Genomic DNA, 17,835 nt, shown 5'->3' with positions numbered 1-17,835 from the left:
GTGTAGAATCGTAGCGTTATGTGCAAAGGGAACCGTCGAAAGCCTAGAATCGTCGCCTTTTGTTAACCCTTCACACAAAATTACCGTGGCCGATAATACCTTCAAGAGTGCCAACGTAAAAAAAGGAGCATTTCCTACGAAACGCCAATCTAAGCATCGAGCTGCAAGTGGGCCGAGACCTTCTCACAAACACCAAAAAATAACTGCAAAGCCCGTAAGGGCGAGCCGTGTTGGGACGCTATTTAGATGGGTAACTTGGGGGGTCACGTTTTCCTTCACGATGACCCTCTCGGCTGGTTTGGGCGCAACCCTGGCATTGGTCACGCCTTTCCGTCTGCTCGGAGACACAGATGGCCCAGTGTCTTTGCCTGAACTACTCCAGGGCGGTTTGCGTTACGGCATTTCTCGCCCCGTTAACATCATTGTTTTGGGCGTTGATCTTAATCTTGAAGAACCTGAGGAAGGTGAAGAACGCGATCCGTTCAAAAGTCGTAGTGACACCATGCTGCTGGTTCGCCTAAATCCAGGTAATGATCGAGTCAGCATTTTATCGATTCCCCGCGATACCCGTGTGTCCATTCCAGATGTGGGGGTTACCAAAATTAATTCTGCCAATTGGTGGGGTGGGCCAGATTTAGTCACCGAAGTCGTCAGCAAAACCTTAAACGATGTCCAAATTGATCGCTATGTGCGGGTGAGTACAGGTGCTTTTAGAGAACTTGTAGATGTTGTCGACGGGGTTGAGGTGTATGTCCCATTCGCGATGCAGTATGAGGATCAAACCCAAAAACTGAAGATTGATTTAGAACCTGGGCTACAAAAACTCAATGGCGTGGAAGCTGAGGGTTTTGTTCGGTTTCGAAATAATAATTTAGGCGATATTGGCCGTGCCCAGCGGCAACAAATTCTGCTAAAGGCATTGCAGAAGAAAATGGCTAATCCGGCGATGTTGACGCGTCTGCCTCAAATTTTGTCCGTTTTGCAAAAGCATATTGACTCTAATTTAAGTGTTGGAGAAATGCTGGCTTTGATGCAGTTCGGACTACAAGTGAATTCTGATCAGCTCCAGATGGTTCTGCTACCCGGTCGTTTCAGTGGTCCTGATGAGTATGAATTTAGTTTTTGGCTCATGGACCTCGCTGGGATGGACAGGGTAATGCAAACCTATTTCGAGGTTCCTCCGCCAGAAGGATATGAGATTGCAACTCGGGATCCGGCTCAATTTAAAGACATCAGAATCGTTGTTCAAAATGCTACAGATGATCCTGATGGGGATCTGACAATGGTTGAGTATCTGCAGGAGCAAGGATTCTACAATATCCATTATGCAGATGAAGACTGGCCTGAATCCATTGCCAAAACCCAAATTATCCCCCAATGGGGAGATCTTGAATCGGCCGAATATCTGCAGGCATTGCTCAAAGATAGTCAACTGCTAGCTAATTCCACCGGTGACTTGGGCTCGGATTTAACCATTCGAGTAGGTCAAGACTGGTTACGTAACCGACCATCTAGCCCTTCGGATTCTTAATCTGAAAATTAACCTTGCCAAAGTTATCCGTTTATCGCTAGTATGAGATTCGCTATCCTCAGTAGCTCAGTGGTAGAGCGGTCGACTGTTAATCGATTGGTCGTAGGTTCGAATCCTACCTGGGGAGTTTTTAAATTGATATCCGTTCTCTATAACTTCGCATTGCTCCACTTCGTGAGTGAGTTATATGGAAGACTGCAGCGATGGTCTGTGGCATTTAATATTTTAGGGCAGCCCATTAAGTGTAAATCTAGACTTGGTGGCATTAAGTTTTGCGAAAAGTAGCATAACGGGTTCTGCAATCTTAGAAATCTAGAAAGTCAAGATAGACCGGACAGTATTTCTGGAGCCCACCATGCAGATTATTGATAATCCGACCGTTGAGAACGGCGAGTCAGTTGACGTAAGCGGCAGCGTTATTTTTGATGACGCCACCTATGCTTTTCAAGAAGTTTCAGAGGCCGAGACCCGTCAACTGCTGAGTACCGATACCTCTGTTACGTTTGCAGGTATCCAGCGGGGAGAAACATTTAAGATTCTGCTGCTTACGGATCGCTATGCCCCTAGTAATTTAGTCACACTCCGCAATGGGATTGATGGCTGGACTAAGGATATTTATGGTGTGTATTCCTTTGGAGCCTGGATTTTTGAGTTGGAGCGTTCCAGCCACCCTGTTAGCTTAAGTTTTAAGTTTTTCCTTAATGGCCAATATTGGATGGACGGTCATGATCTCACGGTTAATAACAGTGGTGAGCATCGCTTCACCGATGATCCCATTACGCATCCCAATGCGGGAGTGATTCATTTTTCCTCAGATGCTGAACTACACTTTCTCCATAGTTATGACAACCTACGCACCCACGAAAGCCTCCAGCAGCAGCGGCGATTCCCTGGTAACCGTCAATCGATCAAAGAATATGACGTGATTGTGATTGGCTCGGGAATGGGGGGTGGCATTGTGGCGGATGCCGTTTCGGATGCAGGGTTAGATACCCTTGTGCTTGAAATTGGCGGACTACAATCCCCAACCCATGTGGGTAATGCCTATGCTGATTGGGATGAGATTGTCTCTGAGCATCAAGTGGGACACTACGATCGCAAGGATAATACCAACTTCCTCTTTGGGGCCCAGATGGCCCTTGGAGGGCGCTCACTGTATTGGTCCGGCATTATCTTGCGGATGCAGGAATGGGAATATAACTATTGGCCAACTGCCATTCGCAATTTTTTGCGGGATGAACAACAGGGGGGGAGTGACGGATATATCCGAGCAGAAACCCTTATGCGTAAACGTAAAACGCTGGGCAACTTTCAAGATCGTGTTGTTACTCATCTAAAGCAGAAGCTTCCTGATATGAACATTACAGACTTGCCGCGATCTCGACACCAGCCAAATCTCAATGCGCAAGAGATGACCAATAGCGTTCTGTTTGCATCAACAGGGGTTTTTTCAACAGCAGATTTACTATCTGACTCGAAAGCATTTGTGGCAGATGTGGGCTCTCGCAACCTAACTGTAAATCTCAACCACCTAGTCACCCATATCCGTCCTGATCCCAATAATCCTGGGCGTGTCAGTGAGGTCGTTTGCCAAGACCTTGTTGGCCATCAGGAACGAATCTATCGTGGCAAGGTGATTGTCTTGGCCGCTGGATCGATTGAAAGTCCTAAAATCTTTTTGCAAAGCAATCTTAACGATCAGTCTGGTAAGGCTGGTGTAGGGTTAACTGATCATCCCTATCTGTTCTCTAGTAACTATCTGATACCTGAGAGCAATTCTTTTGCAGGAGATTTAAATCATGCCAAGGTCCTGCTATGGGCCGGAGATGCACGAGCAGATCACTATCCGTTCTATGCTGAGCTGTTGATCAACCCTTGGTATTGGCACGTGCGCCGAGCAGATGATGATCTCTGGCAGCGTCAACCGCCAGAAAACCGCCGGACTGAAATCACGATGAAGTTCGGCTTTTCTAAGGAGCTCATAGACAGTAATAGCGTCGAATCCCAAGGGCCAAGTCAAAAGGCAGCAATTCGGGTGGCAAACCTAACACTGAGCGATACATTCATTGACCAAGCTCGTCAGTTCCGCAACCGGATTCTCACAGCTTTAGAGATTCCTCATAATCCCAATGAGGGCATGGGAGTTGCTGCCCATGGCGGCACGGTAAATCACGCAGGCGGCACTTTAAGGATCAGTGCCGATCCAACCCAAGGGGTAGTGGATGAGAATCTCAAAAGTCATAGCTATGACAATCTTTATATTGCAGATGTCTCAGTTTTTCCCTATATTCCCACTGCCAATCCATCCCTAACATTGGGAGCATTAGCACTACGACTTAGCGATCACATTAAAAATCGCCTAGCCAATTAATCCCGAATACTTTTGCTTTCCAGCAATTCGAGTTTTTGAGCAACACCAAACCCTGAGAAAGTCTATGGTAATCGCTCATTCTTTACTCGCATTTAGAGGGGGAAGGACGAGCCCATATCTGTTATCCACAATAGAGTAACTTCACTAACTCAACACCTGGAGCAAGCAAAGTTTTCCTATGGATTTAGATTTAGGAGATGGTGGTTAAACATCCAACTTCTAGAAAGTCGCGGATGCGTTCTGCTAGGCTATGCTGGGCAATTCGATCGGTGGTTGCAAACTGGGTAAGTGTGGAGCGATGGCCTGACACAAAGTTCAGCCTGACTTGATAAAAATTGGTCCCCAACCAAGCCTTTTCTTCGACATGAATGGTTTCAATCTGGGTCATACAATATCGTCGAATTTGAGAGCTGAACCAGCGGCGTTTTTCCAGAACTACGACATTATCTGATTTATCGAAGGTGCAGATTTCAAGGGGGCTTAATGTGCTGATCAGGGCTGCGATCGCAATACAGAAACAGCCAAATAGGTCGAAGGGGAATTCAAATATGATGAAAATCATAAAGCCTAATAGAGCAGTGGCTCCCCCAAAGAGTCGAATTCCAAGTAGCCGTTCTTGCAAGACTAGCAAAGCAGGGGTATGCTCTATAACTTTCATAGGTAGAAAAAACCTTTCAGCATCAAAAACTATCTATCTCTAGTGTTGACAACTATCGTTGTTATCCTGACCTTGTTTATCGAATTAGCAGGGCATGCTCCCACGAGGAACAAAAGCGGGCAGAATGACTATAGGAGAGTTTGCACCTTCTAAAAGCACACCTGATTCACAATCACCTGAGAGACGCTGAATGAGCTATTGCTTAAATCCAGCTTGTACGAATCCCAGTAACGCACCACGGCAAATGGTTTGTCAGGCTTGTGGTAGTAACCTGGTATTACGTGATCGCTATCGTTCGACTCGAATTTTGGGCCGAGGAGGGTTTGCAACGACATTTTTGGCTGAAGATGAAGGGTTACCTGGAAAACCCACCTGCGTGATTAAGCAGCTTCGTCCAGTCGTCACCGCTCCCCACATTTTGGAAATGTCCCGAGAACTGTTTCAACGAGAAGCTGAAACTCTCGGTAAAATCGGTAATCATCCTCAATTACCGAGACTATTAGATTATTTTGAACTCGGTCAGGAATTTTTCCTGGTTCAAGAGTATGTCAAAGGCGCAACCTTGCAACAAGAGGTTCGGCGATCTGGTCCGTTTGACGAATCGATGGTCTATAACGTGCTAGAAGAAGTTCTACCCTTGATGGAGCACTTGCACAGTGTAGAAGTCATTCATCGTGACCTTAAGCCTGCCAACATTATTCGTCGAGAAATTGATGACAAGCTAGTTGTGATTGACTTTGGTGCTGTTAAAGACCAAGTGAGTCAGACGGCGATTGCAAACCCGGATGAAAACAGTACCCTGACCTCTTTTGCTGTTGGTACCCCTGGCTTTGCCCCACCCGAACAGATGGCCATGCGCCCGGTCTATGCCAGTGACGTATATAGCCTAGGGGTGACTTGCATTTACTTGTTAACGGGGAAATCTCCCAAAGACTTAAGCTATAACCCCGTGTCAGGCGAGTTAAGCTGGCGAGAGCATGTGCGGGTTGGTCCTGAGCTACAAGAGATCCTGGGCAAGATGTTGGAGATCTCCCTTCGGGATCGCTATCGGTCTGCTAAAGAGGTACTCCAGGCTCTAGCGAAGAATGCATCTGGCCCGTCTTCTGGAATTTCTGCCTCTCAACCTCCCCGCCGTTCTTCATCATCGTCACGGTCCTATTCGCCTACAAGACCTCGTTCCAACTCACCGTCTTCTCGAGCTGCATCTGGAATTCGGCGGTATAACTCCCGTGCCCAATCCCCGCTTTCAGGTGCCCTTTCTAAAGTTTCAGGACAACTTTCAACCCCTCGTTCCAGCTATACGGGGTTGGACTCTTCTTCTAGCCTGAGTTCGCGGGGTCCGAAGAAAGCACGCTTAACCCCTAATGCAGTCCAACATGCCTATGGACGGGGTCAGCGAGACTTTAGTGGACAAGATTTACGCAATCTAAATCTCCGTAAGTTTCAACTGCCGAGCGCCAACTTCCATGAAGGGAAGTTCCAAAATACGGATTTGCGGGATGCCATCCTGATCAATGCGAACTTTGGTCGAGCTAACTTTACCGGGGCGAATTTACGCAACGCGAATTTGATGCAAGCCTATATGAGCCATGCTGATTTGGCCAATGCAGATTTGCGAGGCGCTAATCTGAGTGATGCCTATCTTAGCCATGCCAATTTACGGGGAGCTAATCTCTGTGGGGCAGATTTATCGGGTGCCAAATTGAGTGAGTCTCAATTATCGTTTGCCCAGACCAACTGGTTGACGGTTTACCCTAACGGTAAGCGGGGCAAGAAAGGGCGCTGCTAATCCATCATCTTGATTTGAATGGCTGGATCTAGTTGGATTATCGCCACAGGCAGGCAACCGGAAATATCACATATTCCAAAAAGAAGAGCTTCCAAATCCACTGATAGAACTGGGTGACCTGCTGGTGATGCTGAAGGTTGACCCGCTGACTGCGGTACCAAAACAGGAAGAGCAGCCCCAGATGAGTGGATAGCAATAGACCTTGATGCGTCTGGGGTAATCCCCAGAGGGCCATGCCGACAATCCCTAAGTAGGCCATACTCAGAACCCAGCAAGATAGCTTGAAGACCCATTCGCCGCCGAGGCGTACGGTTAAGGTGTGGATGTCAAATTTCAAGTCCCCTTCCCGATCGGGAATGTCTTTGAAGATTGCGATCGCAAAGGCAAACAAAATCACAAATCCCGTCAATACCCATACTTTCAACGGGATGGCCCCACTTCCGCCTAGTAAATGACGAAAGTGGAGAAAAAATCCGACATTAACTACAACTCCTCGCACACCAAAAATACAGAGGGCGGCCCAAAAGGGAAACCGTTTGAGACGAATGGGGGGAATGGAATAGACCGTACCCATCAGCATACTCAGCCCAACCGTCCAGAGTAATCGATAGCCTTGGATCGCAGAGAGTCCTAGGGCCAACAGTCCAGCACTCGCCACAATCCATCGACCTTGCCGGGGGGAGAACTCGCCGGACGCTAAGGGAAGCTGAGGTTTATTGATGCGATCAATATCGATATCGGTGAGTTGATTGAGGCCGACGATATAGACATTAGCTCCTAAGCTCGGTACAAGGGCAGCACCGAGCCAGCGCAAAAACTGCAGATAAAAGACTGAGGTGGGCATGGGGAGATCGGTTAATAAAGCGCTGCCACGATATTGGGTAGACAGAGCAATCAAGGCCAAACCGATGACGCTGAGGCTAGTGCCGATAATCGTATGGGGGCGCGAGAACTTCCATAAAGCCTGCAGCCACTGTTGGATGGGGCTGGCGTTAACGCTGGAGGTCACGTTTTCGTTCCCTTTAATAGTCCATAGCGAATCAGACCTTGCCGATAGCCTCGGGACATAAAGCTCAGGGCCAAGGCCCCTTGTAAGGTTTGCAGTCCCGCTTTTAGGATGCCGATTAGGACCTGGAGGTCCAGGGCAGATGTAATCACTTCATCCCAAAAGGGGGCAACGGCGGTGGACCAATCTGCAGTCTGTAGTCCAGATAAGGGGAGAGTCTGAGCAATGTCTGCATAGCCGGGCAAGGAAATCACGTAGGGCAAATAATAGACGCGATAAATATCGTTGAGCAGTCGCTGTTCGCCCCAGCTTAGGGCGGGTGGGGTGGGGCGATGGCACCAAGTGGCGACTAACAGGAGTCCCCCTGGTTTAAGCACTCGACAACATTCCTGCAAGAATTGGGTCTTATCGGGCATATGTTCGCCACTTTCCAAGGACCAAACGAGATCAAAGGACGCATCTGGAAAGGGCATGTGTTGGGCATCGGCCACTCTAAAGTCTGATTGGGCGGATAGCTCAGCTTCCCTAGCGCGAGCTTGAGCCCGATCGGCCTGGACAGGGCTGAGGGTAATTCCGGTGACCTGGGCCTTATATTTTTGAGCCAAGTAAAGGGAACTACCACCAATGCCACAGCCCACATCTAGAATCTTTTGGGGCTGTTGAACCTCTCCCCAGGCCAGGAGTTCTTCGATCAGATCAATTTGGGCTTGGCGGCGGGGTTTGGCTTGCTGGCCGGTGGGGCCGTAGTAGCCATGGTGCATATGCTCGCCCCAAACTTGCTCCCACAAGCCTGAAGAGGTGTCATAGAACTGCTGAATTTGTTGGGAAAGAGTAGCGGGCATAGTTGGGAGAAGATCAAATTAGATGCGAGTGAGATGCAGATGCTTGCGGTGGTGACGGGGTTTCAGGATAGAATAGCTAAACGTCGTAATTGGTTCACAAACAGCATAATGGATATCTTGACCTTGGGTTGGGTTTCAGTTCTTACTCTCTTCACATACTCCATCGCCATGGTGGTATGGGGCCGCCACGGCATGTAATTTGCCTTTGTTAACCGATTCGTCATTCGCTAAATATTGTGGACTTCTCAATTACCAATATCTTGGCCTTAGCGGCTTTAGGTATGTTAGTAATCGTCTCCGGCGGCATTGTGTATCTCACTGTCTCAGAGTGGCGTGATCGCAGACGACGCGAGCGCGAACAGCGTGCCGCTAGGAAAAAACGCAGTTAAGCTCATGAAGTCCATCCTCAAAACCTTAGAGACTCGATTTGATCGAGCGTTAAACGCTGCCTTTGGAGCTGAGTTAGTGATTTCTGTTCCGGTTGTTGGCGTCGCCAGTAATCCCAAGTTTGGTGACTACCAATCGAATGTCTCCCTAGCTTTGGCAAAGCCTTTGGGGCAATCTCCTCGTGGAATTGCAGATCAGATTCTCCAACATTTAGAGGTCGATGATCTGTGCGAACCGCCTACCATTGCTGGGCCAGGATTTATCAACTTAACCCTCAAGCCCACCTTTTTGGCAGAGCAACTTCAGCAAATGCAAGCCGATCCTCGCTTAGGGATTGAGCCGATTGCTGATCCACAGCGGGTGATTGTTGATTTTTCTAGCCCCAATATCGCCAAAGAAATGCATGTGGGCCATTTGCGGTCTACGATTATCGGCGACTGTATTGCCCGGATTCTCGAATTTCAAGGGAATGATGTGCTGCGGCTCAATCATGTCGGAGATTGGGGCACCCAGTTTGGCATGCTGATTACTTACCTGTCTGAGGTGCACCCCGCAGCGTTAACCACCTCGGATGCTCTAGATTTAGGGGACTTAGTCGCGTTTTATAAAAAAGCCAAGCAGCGCTTTGATGAAGATGAAGACTTTCAGGTGCAGTCCCGGAATGCAGTCGTCAAGCTGCAGCAAGGCGATTCAGAAGCCACTCAAGCTTGGCAACTCCTCTGCGATCAATCACGGCGTGAGTTCGAGAAGATTTATCGAGATTTGGATATTGAGCTGACGGAGCGAGGAGAGTCTTTTTATAATCCCTTTCTAGCTGACGTTCTGACAGACTTGGATAAAGCAGGGCTTCTAGAAACAGATCAAGGGGCACAATGCGTCTTTTTGGAAGGCTTCACCAATAAACAAGGGGATCCGCAACCGTTGATTGTCCAAAAGTCTGACGGTGGATTTAACTATGCCACCACAGATTTAGCGGCTCTACGCCACCGGATCACTGCCGAGTCAGCACAACGATTGATCTATATCACGGATGCAGGGCAGGCCAATCATTTTGCCCAGGTTTTTCAAGTCGCTCGGCGAGCCCAGTGGATGCCTGAAACCATTCAAGTGGTACATATGCCCTTCGGGTTGGTTCAGGGCGAAGACGGTAAGAAATTAAAAACTCGGTCAGGCAAAACGATTCGCTTACGAGATCTATTAGATGAAGCCGTTACTCGCGCTCAAACGGATATCGAAACTCGACTTGCTGAAGAAGATCGAACTGAGTCCCCAGATTTTATTGCCAATGCTGCCCAGGTCATCGGATTGGGAGCAGTAAAGTATGCTGATCTCAGTCAAAACCGAACGAGCAATTATGTGTTTAGCTATGACAAAATGCTCGCTCTACAGGGAAACACGGCTCCCTACATGCTCTATGCCTATGTTCGAGTACAGGGGATTAGTCGCAAAGGAAAGATTGATTTTTCCCAGTTAGATGATGTTTCCCTCATCATTGCTGAGCCTTCTGAGTTGGCTTTAGCAAAACACCTGTTGCAAATGCAGGACATCTTATCTGAAGTAGCTGCAGACCTATTACCCAACCGACTGTGCCAGTATCTATTCGAGCTGAGCCAAAAGTTCAATCAGTTTTATGATCAATGTCCGGTCCTCAATGCAGAAGAACCGGCCCGAACCTCTCGTCTGGTATTGTCTGATCTCACGGCCCGCACGCTGAAGTTGGGGCTATCCCTATTGGGGATTGAAGTGCTGGAGCGGATGTAAAGTCACACCTAAGTTCTACAAATTAGACAGGATTGGGGATGCGATCGCAAACCTCAATACGTCACACTAAATAAACAGGCCTATGCTCGAAGCACCTCTTATTGCCCGGAGATCTTTATATCCATTGCGTCAGGAAGCAGCTAGAGACCGCTCGCTCATATCCACGCTGTTCGCAACGTAGAGTTGATGGTAGCTTTCTCATGGAGACATACACATTTCTATTAATCTATTCACCTTTTTCTTGAAGAATAATTAAATAAAATCTCCATCTACTAGATTTTTCTTTTAAGGATGTAAAGTCACAGATTTCAGCGTCTTTATTTTGCTTGAAATAAATATAATAAATGCTCAAGAATATCAGCTAGAGGAAAATTATTTATAGTCAGTCTAAATAGAAAATATTTTCTTGTTTAAGAGCCGCATACTTTTCTAGTTTATTTTTTACAGCACAAGAGAAAGATTATTTTTATAATATTTATATTTCTCGTCAATAAACTATTCCATAAAATCAAATTTTGCGGTAAATCTATATTTTTATAATACTGACGGGTTTATCTTTTTCTATTTTGAGCACAGAATTGAGCTGAAATTCAATACCAGAGAGGATTAACAAAGACAGATTTTATAATACACAAGATACAAAAAGACTAATCTCAACATAGTTTAAACAGCCTTAATTCAAAAAAATCATTATTTTCTTAGCTTAAAAATCTGCAAAACAGTTCATTTAACACCTAGATTTACAGAAAATTAAATTATTTTTGTGTTTAAAAAACAAGCAAGATTATTTAGAATATAGAAAAATTTATCTAACTCGAATAGCTTAATTTTCAGGAATAATTTCCTCTTGCTTTAGTTCACCTGAGTGATGGGCATATTAGAAATGAGAGTGCGTGCAACGTGAATTAAATTCAATGGTTTTGACAAGTCCTTCTACAAAAGTTCAGCACTTTTTAGTGGTTGAAGATGAACAGGGAAAGCGAACGATTCCCTTAATGGATTCAACTTGTTCCATCGGTCGAGATCTTAGTAATTCCATTGTCATTCATTCCCCATCCTCATCTCGGCAACACGCCCTGTTGATGCGGGTGACCATGCCCGATACAGACAGCCATATGTTTCGCCTGATTGATGGCAATCTCCAGGGTAAACGAAGCAAAAACGGTCTAACTGTAAATGGACAAGCTTGCACATCTCATGACTTGAAGCATGGAGATGAAGTCATCTTTGGCCATGACGTTCGGGCCAGATATTACATGACGAATAATATTTCGGATGTCCATTATCTTGAATCTTGTGCCTCTGAAGATGTGACAGGATTTTTGTCCAATCTTCATAATCCGATGCAGACGCTGACGACAGCGGATGAGATGCTCACCAGCTCCAACGAAGCGGCCATTGTTCGCTTAGCCTCTTTTCCTGAACTTTTTTCAAATCCTATTATTGAGGTCAATCTAACCGGCAGAATCACCTACTTGAACCCGGCAGCTCAGGCACAATTCCCTAAGCTACGAGATGAGCAGTCAAAGCATCCCATCTTGACAGGGTTGGTGGCCTTAATTTGCAATGACAATGACAAATTTTTTGTCCGCGAAGTGGAGATTGGCAATCAAGTTTTTGAACAATCCGTTCACTTCATCGCAGAAAGCGATTTAATTCGTAGCTATATCGTTGATATTACAGAGCGAAAACTCACGGAAGCGGCCCTTCAAGATAGTGAACGGCGTTTTCGAGCCATTTTCAATCAAACCTTTCAGTTCTCAGGTCTATTAAAGCCCGATGGCACTTTACTAGAAGCGAATCAAACTGCTTTGGACTTTGGCGGCCTGCAATTAGAGGATGTGATTGATCGGCCAGTGTGGTTAGCGCGCTGGTGGACGACATCCACTGACACCCAAAAAAGACTAAAAGCAGCAGTCCTGGAAGCCGCCAGAGGCCAATTTATTCGTTATGAAGTGGCAGTACTAGGGGCAAGAGATGTGGTGGCGACCATTGATTTTTCCCTAAAACCTGTCCGAGATGACAACGGAGATGTCGTCCTACTCATTTTCGAGGGTCGTGATATTAGCGACCGCAAACAAGTAGAAGCAGCCTTACAGCAAGCCCACAGCGAATTGGAGGTGCGCGTGCAACAGCGAACCGCAGAACTTAAACAAAGTAACGAACAACTGAGAAGCGAAATTGTCGAACGCCAGCGTGCCGAAGCGGCGTTGCAATCTAGCGTGGCGACAAATCGGGCTTTGATTAATGCGATGCCCGACTGGATGTTCCGATTTAGTGCTGACGGCATTTTTGTGAACTATAAGGATGCGCCGAATACAACCTTACCCTTACCCACCGAAGAATTCTTAGGGAAACCTCTGGACCAGGTCTTTCCCCAGGACACGGCAACTTCCTTGATGAACTGCATTAAAAATGCATTAGGAAGTCACGAGATGCAGCTGTTTGAATATGAGCTGGACCATGACGGCAATCCCCTGATGTTTGAAGCTCGGATTGCCGTCAGTGCTGAAAATGAGGTCATGGCCGTTATTCGGGATATTACTGAGCGAAAACGTTATGAGGACGACATTCGGACAGCGCTTAACAAAGAGCGAGAGCTTAACGAATTGAAGTCTCGGTTTGTGGCGATGACATCCCATGAATTTAGAACCCCTTTGGCAACAATCCTTTCCTCTGCAGAACTGCTTGAGCACTATGGCCATAAGTGGGATGACACCCGTAAGCTTAAGCACTTGAATCAGATTCAGCAATCTGTCGAACATATGACTGGTTTGCTCAATGATGTCCTCTTACTGGGCAAAGCAGAATCTGGCAACTTGGCTTTTAAGCCAATTCCCATGCAGCTGACTGAGTTTTGTAAGGGGCTGGCGGAAGAGCTGCAGATTACCACCAAAACCCATGAGATCGTTTGCCGTTTACAAGACCAACCGGCAGAAACGCGGATGGATGAAAAGTTGCTGCGTCATATTTTCACTAATTTACTGTCCAATGCGATCAAATACTCTCCCCAGGGGGGAACAGTAGATTTCGATTTGGTCTTCGAAGATAATTACGCCATTTTCAATGTTCAAGATCATGGCTTAGGTATTCCGCAATCGGAATGCGATCGCGTTTTTAATTCCTTTAATCGAGCCAGCAACGTTGGCAATATTTCGGGGACAGGATTAGGTTTGGCCATCGTCAAACGTTCCGTTGACTTGCATGGGGGTGAAATCTCACTTACCAGTCAAGAAAAGGTCGGCACAACCTTTACTGTGCAACTTCCAATTAACCAAAGGGTAGAGCAAGATGGCTAAGATCTTAGTAATTGAAGATGAAGAGTTAGTGAGAGCCAATATCGCTGAACTTCTGGATGCTGAAGAGCATGATGTTGTGACAGCCGAGAATGGCTTCTTAGGAGCGCTTTGGGCTCAAGAGCACCTACCTGAACTGATCATTTGTGATGTGATGATGCCAGAACTCAACGGCTATGAGGTGCTGGAAACCCTGAGTGAAAACTCAGATACCGCCATGATTCCTTTCATCTTCTTGACGGCGATGGCCGATAAGGCTGAGATCCGCCAAGGGATGACCTCTGGTGCTGATGATTATCTCACTAAGCCCTTTTCCCGATCTGAATTGTTAGAAGCGGTGAATACCCGGCTTTCTAAGCGAGAAATTGTTCAAAGCCAATATAAGCGCGAACGAGAACGAGCAGAAGATTTACAGGCAAAAATTTCCAAAATCCAGGCGAATACAGAAGGCAAAGATCATGTGATTGAGCAATTGCAACAAGACTTAGAAAAGTCTATCCCTAAGCTTAATCTAGCGATTCAAATGCTCTCCAAGTTAGAACCTGGTGCGCGCCGAGATTGTTGTCTACAAATTCTCAAAGAAGCTTGTAACGACGAGATTTCTTTGTTGAATCAAATTCCTGATGTTGAGAATGTGCTGACTCCTGAGGGATCAGCCCTTTATCAAGAGTTGGAAATTGTCGAGTCGAATATTTAAATGCATCCCATGATGTAAATGCAAAACGGAAAAGGGATTCAGCTAACAATATTGGCGAAAATTATAGGCATTTTCATCTGAACTGGGGGTAATTTGAATTCAGTTTGTCTCCTCAGCCCACTCCCGTGGGCATTGTTGTAATAGGTAAAGAATAGGCAGCGAAATCGATGGCAAAGCGATCGCTCAATGCCTCAGAACGGGGTCAAGTTATTGCAAAACAAGCCTTTCAGCGAACAGGCTGGACTCAAGCCTATTTGGCTGAGCAAGTTGGCTTGGAAACCCGACAGTCTGTCTGGAAGTTTTTCACGGGCCGCCCCATTGAGCGGCATATCTTTATAGATCTATGCTTTCAGCTCGATCTGGAATGGCAAGAAATCGCGATTTTGCCTCAGTTGCCGATTCCCAGTACGACGATTTCGGAAGAGCAAACAGATCTAGCGGTTGATACCTGGGTACAGAAGGTGCGATCGCAACTGCGAGGCCAAATCCAAGCCCAGTGTGGAGCATTGCAATCCTCCCTGGATATCACCCAGCCCGTTCAACTGAACCAAGTCTATACGGGGGTCAACTTCCTGTCTAACCTTAGCCATCAACAATGGCTAGAAGTGTCTGACCTGCAGCAACGGCAATCCTATAGCAATGAAGAAGAGGTTCCCCTTTACGGCTCTACCCTGACTAGCATCGATATCCTGCAGAACCAGGATAAGGTGGTGATTCTAGGTAAACCCGGGGCTGGAAAAACCACTTTTCTGCGCCACATGGCCTTGGAATGTAATGAAGGCCGCTATAAACCTGAATGTATTCCTGTGTTTCTGTCTTTGCGAACTTTTGCGACCCAAACGCAAGATGCCGCCGATAGCAGTTTACTCACTTACCTCCATCAGCTTTGGCAGAGATGTGGTTTAGATACTAAGCAAGTCAAGGGCTTATTAGATCGAGGACGAGTGCTCTTACTTTTGGATGGCTTGGATGAAGTCCCGGCTTCCCTTAACCAAAGTATCTTGACCCAAATTCAGCAATTCTCAGAAGAGTACTACCAAAATCAAATCTTAATTACCTGCCGGATTGAAGCCCAGCATTACCATTTTCAGGGCTTTAACTATATTGAATTGGCAGACTTTCAGAAAAGTCAGGTGGAAGTGTTTGCCCGCCGCTATTTTGTAGCCACTGCCCGCAACTCCAAAACTGGGGGACTAACTCAGGCCGCCCAATTTCTAGAGCAGCTGCGACAGCCGGAAAATCAAGCCCTCCAGAATTTAACGGCTTCACCGTTGTTGTTAGGGTTGATTTGTTCCATCTTTCAACAACGCATGGCCTTCCCCACCAAGCGTGCCAAGCTCTATCAGGCCGGTTTAGAAATTCTCCTAGAGCGATGGGATCAAGCTCGGGGTATTAAGCGAGAAGCGGATGAATTCTCCCTAACCAAACCAGAAACGATTACATTACTTTGTCAGATTGCCGCCACAACGTTTGCTGAGGGCAATTATTACTTTGAGCAACGACAAGTCCTCAACTTAATTGCTGAATATCTCCAGTCCATTGCTCCAGAGCCCCAGGATTTTGAGACCCTCTGGTCTCGCAGTGCAGCCATTCTCAAGAGTATTGAGCTACAGTCGGGCCTTTTAGTCCAGCGGGCGAAGGAAGTCTATTCCTTTTCCCATCTCACCTTCCAAGAATATTTAACGGCACGGAAGATTATCGCCACCCCTGAAACCATCGATGAATCCCTCCGTCAGCTCGCTACTCAGATCACCGATTCCCGATGGCGAGAAGTGATTTTGCTGACGGCGAGCTTGTTGCCCAATGCCAATACATTTGTTCAGCAGCTCCTGACCACGTTCAACGATGTGTCGAGTTCTCATCCTGAAGTACAGGACTTTTTAGGGGAGATTCATACGAAAGTGAGTACCCTGGAGACATCAGACCAGCACTTACCGATTACGGCCTTTTATATCAGCCTCATCCTCCGCGACGATCCAAGTTTGGCCAATTGTATTGCCCCTAACTTCACCCAAAATTTACCGGCTGATCTAGCCATTGACTATGCCTTGTTCTTAACGGTGAGGGCTTTGCAGCGGAAAGGCACCCAAGATTACCCAGCGTTTAACTTCCTGCCCACGTTCTTAGCGATTGATGAAAGTATTTGTGCAGATCCACACCTCTGGCAATCTTTGCAAGATCTGAAAGTTCAGCTGCCAGAAGAATCAGCGAATGTAGAAACCTTGCAGGCTTGGTACCAACAGCAGGGACTACAATGGCAAGAAGATCTACAAGCGGTGATGGTGAAATATCGGGAATTTCAACCTCAATGGTTTAATGGCTTAGATACCCACGGAAAACTCAAAGAATACTATGGGGTTTTACAAACCCTAGTGGAATGTTTGTTTGGGGATTGCTACGTTTCTCCTCCTATCCGAGCAGACCTAGAAGCTCAGCTGTTTGGCCCTAAACAGGTGTTTGTTGCTTAACTGTGGGCCAAAAGTACACCTTCAATAATGTCAACCATTACCCCAGAAAGCATCCATCTGATGAGTGATGCCAGTTTTTGATGGGATAAATGAATAAACCTAAAGGAATATCTTGCCCCCTCAACTGGTTTCAGGTTTTTATCTAGCTGACCAAAAATTTTGGCTATAAACCCTAATATAAATAACTAAATAAAGAAGAGATAGACGATTTCACTACTCAATCCTGAGAACTCTCTCCATAATTCTATTTTCTTAGCAGGACAAGCTAAATCCCTAAACCAGGGATATCTGGAATTTATGGCATTCAAGTTGAGACTAACCCTGGCAAAAATTCTGAAGATTGATCATCAAGTAAGCCAAGATTTTCAAGGCGTAATGCAACTTGCTAATCCACTCAAATCGAAGCAACAAGCGCTTGAATTTATTCTCTCAAGCAAAAGCCCGCTCAATGGCATTGAATCTCTCTTGGAAAATTGACGAATCGAATAAACACTTTCGACCTCGCTTGGGTATCTTTTTCTCTCGTAGATTTTTGTGGATATTCAGCACCATCCATCGATTACAAATGGCCTTGCGATTCTCATGACTATCGTACATGCCATCCAAACTAATGATTGTCTGAGCTAGGTCTATGCGTAGGATTCGGGCTGTGCTCATTACTTGTGAAAGTGCGGCCTTAAACAGCGGTGACTCATTTCTGTTGCCAGGGGCAGACACAAAGGGGAAGATCACATTACAATTGCGATCGCAGAAGGCAACAACCTTACCTCTCGTCTTGTATTTATATCCATTGAATCCTAGATTATCATCGCCTGTCTTGACTACAGTTGTTGTGCCAGCTTCACGGATAAGACTGATGTCTAAATGCTCTTTCTTATGAAGTAAAGCGACTGCCTTCTTAAAAAGATCTTCAAAAAACCTATGGGTTTCAAAGCGTCGAAAAGTTCGATAAATCCTGGAATAATGAACTTCAGATTGCTCAAAAAATGAGTTAAGCACCGTAAGTGTATATCTTTCAATTGATTAGAA

The 17,835-nt window shown here is 46.3% G+C and carries 13 protein-coding genes and 1 tRNA gene; 10 read left to right on the top strand and 4 right to left on the bottom strand.

Annotation, left to right across the window (positions count from 1 at the left end; all coding sequences use genetic code 11):
• Window positions 1-280: 280 nt before the first annotated feature.
• From AM1_RS20605 to AM1_RS20595, 3 genes are all read left to right on the top strand, one after another.
• Complete coding sequence (locus tag AM1_RS20605; protein WP_012164831.1) at window positions 281-1,531, top strand: LCP family protein; 1,251 nt, start codon at window positions 281-283, stop codon at window positions 1,529-1,531.
• 55 nt (window positions 1,532-1,586) lie between these two features.
• Window positions 1,587-1,658: transfer RNA gene (locus AM1_RS20600), tRNA-Asn, on the top strand.
• 228 nt (window positions 1,659-1,886) lie between these two features.
• Window positions 1,887-3,902: a GMC oxidoreductase gene (locus AM1_RS20595; RefSeq protein WP_012164830.1), complete on the top strand. Its 2,016-nt coding sequence runs from the start codon at window positions 1,887-1,889 to the stop codon at window positions 3,900-3,902.
• 190 nt (window positions 3,903-4,092) lie between these two features.
• On the opposite strand, the gene AM1_RS20590 is transcribed toward AM1_RS20595, so the two are convergent.
• Complete coding sequence (locus tag AM1_RS20590) at window positions 4,093-4,560, bottom strand: hypothetical protein (protein ID WP_012164829.1); 468 nt, start codon at window positions 4,558-4,560, stop codon at window positions 4,093-4,095.
• Window positions 4,561-4,750: 190 nt separating this feature from the next.
• Here AM1_RS20590 and AM1_RS20585 point away from each other — a divergent pair, with 190 nt between their 5' ends.
• Window positions 4,751-6,349: a serine/threonine-protein kinase gene (locus tag AM1_RS20585; RefSeq protein ID WP_012164828.1), complete on the top strand. Its 1,599-nt coding sequence runs from the start codon at window positions 4,751-4,753 to the stop codon at window positions 6,347-6,349.
• Window positions 6,350-6,386: 37 nt separating this feature from the next.
• Here AM1_RS20585 and AM1_RS20580 read toward each other — a convergent pair whose 3' ends face one another.
• On the bottom strand, window positions 6,387-7,358 hold the full coding sequence (locus AM1_RS20580) for a homogentisate phytyltransferase (RefSeq protein WP_012164827.1): 972 nt from the start codon (window positions 7,356-7,358) through the stop codon (window positions 6,387-6,389).
• Window positions 7,355-8,197 (bottom strand): methyltransferase domain-containing protein, encoded by an 843-nt coding sequence (locus tag AM1_RS20575; protein WP_012164826.1) that lies wholly within the window; start codon window positions 8,195-8,197, stop codon window positions 7,355-7,357. Before AM1_RS20575 ends, AM1_RS20580 begins: the two co-directional genes overlap by 4 nt.
• Window positions 8,198-8,305: 108 nt before the next feature.
• On the opposite strand from AM1_RS20575, the gene petN reads away from it, so the two are divergent.
• From petN to AM1_RS20550, 6 genes are all read left to right on the top strand, one after another.
• Entirely contained in the window at window positions 8,306-8,395 is a 90-nt protein-coding gene (petN, locus tag AM1_RS20570) for a cytochrome b6-f complex subunit PetN (protein WP_010472049.1), read from the top strand.
• Between the two features lie 38 nt (window positions 8,396-8,433).
• Window positions 8,434-8,586: a hypothetical protein gene (locus tag AM1_RS42240; RefSeq protein WP_187152895.1), complete on the top strand. Its 153-nt coding sequence runs from the start codon at window positions 8,434-8,436 to the stop codon at window positions 8,584-8,586.
• Window positions 8,587-8,590: 4 nt separating this feature from the next.
• Window positions 8,591-10,345, top strand: coding sequence for an arginine--tRNA ligase (argS, locus tag AM1_RS20565; RefSeq protein ID WP_012164824.1), 1,755 nt, complete (start codon window positions 8,591-8,593; stop codon window positions 10,343-10,345).
• Window positions 10,346-11,259: 914 nt separating this feature from the next.
• Window positions 11,260-13,644: an ATP-binding protein gene (locus AM1_RS20560; RefSeq protein ID WP_238549027.1), complete on the top strand. Its 2,385-nt coding sequence runs from the start codon at window positions 11,260-11,262 to the stop codon at window positions 13,642-13,644.
• Window positions 13,637-14,338, top strand: a complete 702-nt coding sequence (locus AM1_RS20555; RefSeq protein WP_010472042.1) for a response regulator transcription factor — start codon at window positions 13,637-13,639, stop codon at window positions 14,336-14,338. Before AM1_RS20560 ends, AM1_RS20555 begins: the two co-directional genes overlap by 8 nt.
• Before the next feature lie 167 nt (window positions 14,339-14,505).
• Window positions 14,506-16,806: an NACHT domain-containing protein gene (locus AM1_RS20550; protein WP_012164822.1), complete on the top strand. Its 2,301-nt coding sequence runs from the start codon at window positions 14,506-14,508 to the stop codon at window positions 16,804-16,806.
• A gap of 429 nt (window positions 16,807-17,235) precedes the next feature.
• Here the strand turns inward: AM1_RS20550 and AM1_RS42890 are convergent, their stop codons facing one another.
• Complete coding sequence (locus tag AM1_RS42890) at window positions 17,236-17,805, bottom strand: hypothetical protein (RefSeq protein WP_041660080.1); 570 nt, start codon at window positions 17,803-17,805, stop codon at window positions 17,236-17,238.
• Window positions 17,806-17,835: the final 30 nt, after the last annotated feature.

The organism is Acaryochloris marina MBIC11017 (genome assembly GCF_000018105.1).
Taxonomy (GTDB): domain Bacteria; phylum Cyanobacteriota; class Cyanobacteriia; order Thermosynechococcales; family Thermosynechococcaceae; genus Acaryochloris; species Acaryochloris marina.
This window is presented reverse-complemented; position numbering and strand designations above follow the sequence as displayed.

Bases quoted from the DNA above. Each gene is read 5' to 3' on its own strand.
- AM1_RS20605 (WP_012164831.1), top strand. From the start codon at position 281: ATGACCCTCTCGGCTGGTTTGGGCGCAACCCTGGCATTGGTCACGCCT.
- AM1_RS20595 (WP_012164830.1), top strand. From the start codon at position 1,887: ATGCAGATTATTGATAATCCGACCGTTGAGAACGGCGAGTCAGTTGAC.
- AM1_RS20590 (WP_012164829.1), bottom strand. From the start codon at position 4,560: ATGAAAGTTATAGAGCATACCCCTGCTTTGCTAGTCTTGCAAGAACGG.
- AM1_RS20585 (WP_012164828.1), top strand. From the start codon at position 4,751: ATGAGCTATTGCTTAAATCCAGCTTGTACGAATCCCAGTAACGCACCA.
- AM1_RS20575 (WP_012164826.1), bottom strand. From the start codon at position 8,197: ATGCCCGCTACTCTTTCCCAACAAATTCAGCAGTTCTATGACACCTCT.
- petN (WP_010472049.1), top strand. From the start codon at position 8,306: ATGGATATCTTGACCTTGGGTTGGGTTTCAGTTCTTACTCTCTTCACA.
- argS (WP_012164824.1), top strand. From the start codon at position 8,591: ATGAAGTCCATCCTCAAAACCTTAGAGACTCGATTTGATCGAGCGTTA.
- AM1_RS20560 (WP_238549027.1), top strand. From the start codon at position 11,260: ATGGTTTTGACAAGTCCTTCTACAAAAGTTCAGCACTTTTTAGTGGTT.
- AM1_RS20555 (WP_010472042.1), top strand. From the start codon at position 13,637: ATGGCTAAGATCTTAGTAATTGAAGATGAAGAGTTAGTGAGAGCCAAT.
- AM1_RS20550 (WP_012164822.1), top strand. From the start codon at position 14,506: ATGGCAAAGCGATCGCTCAATGCCTCAGAACGGGGTCAAGTTATTGCA.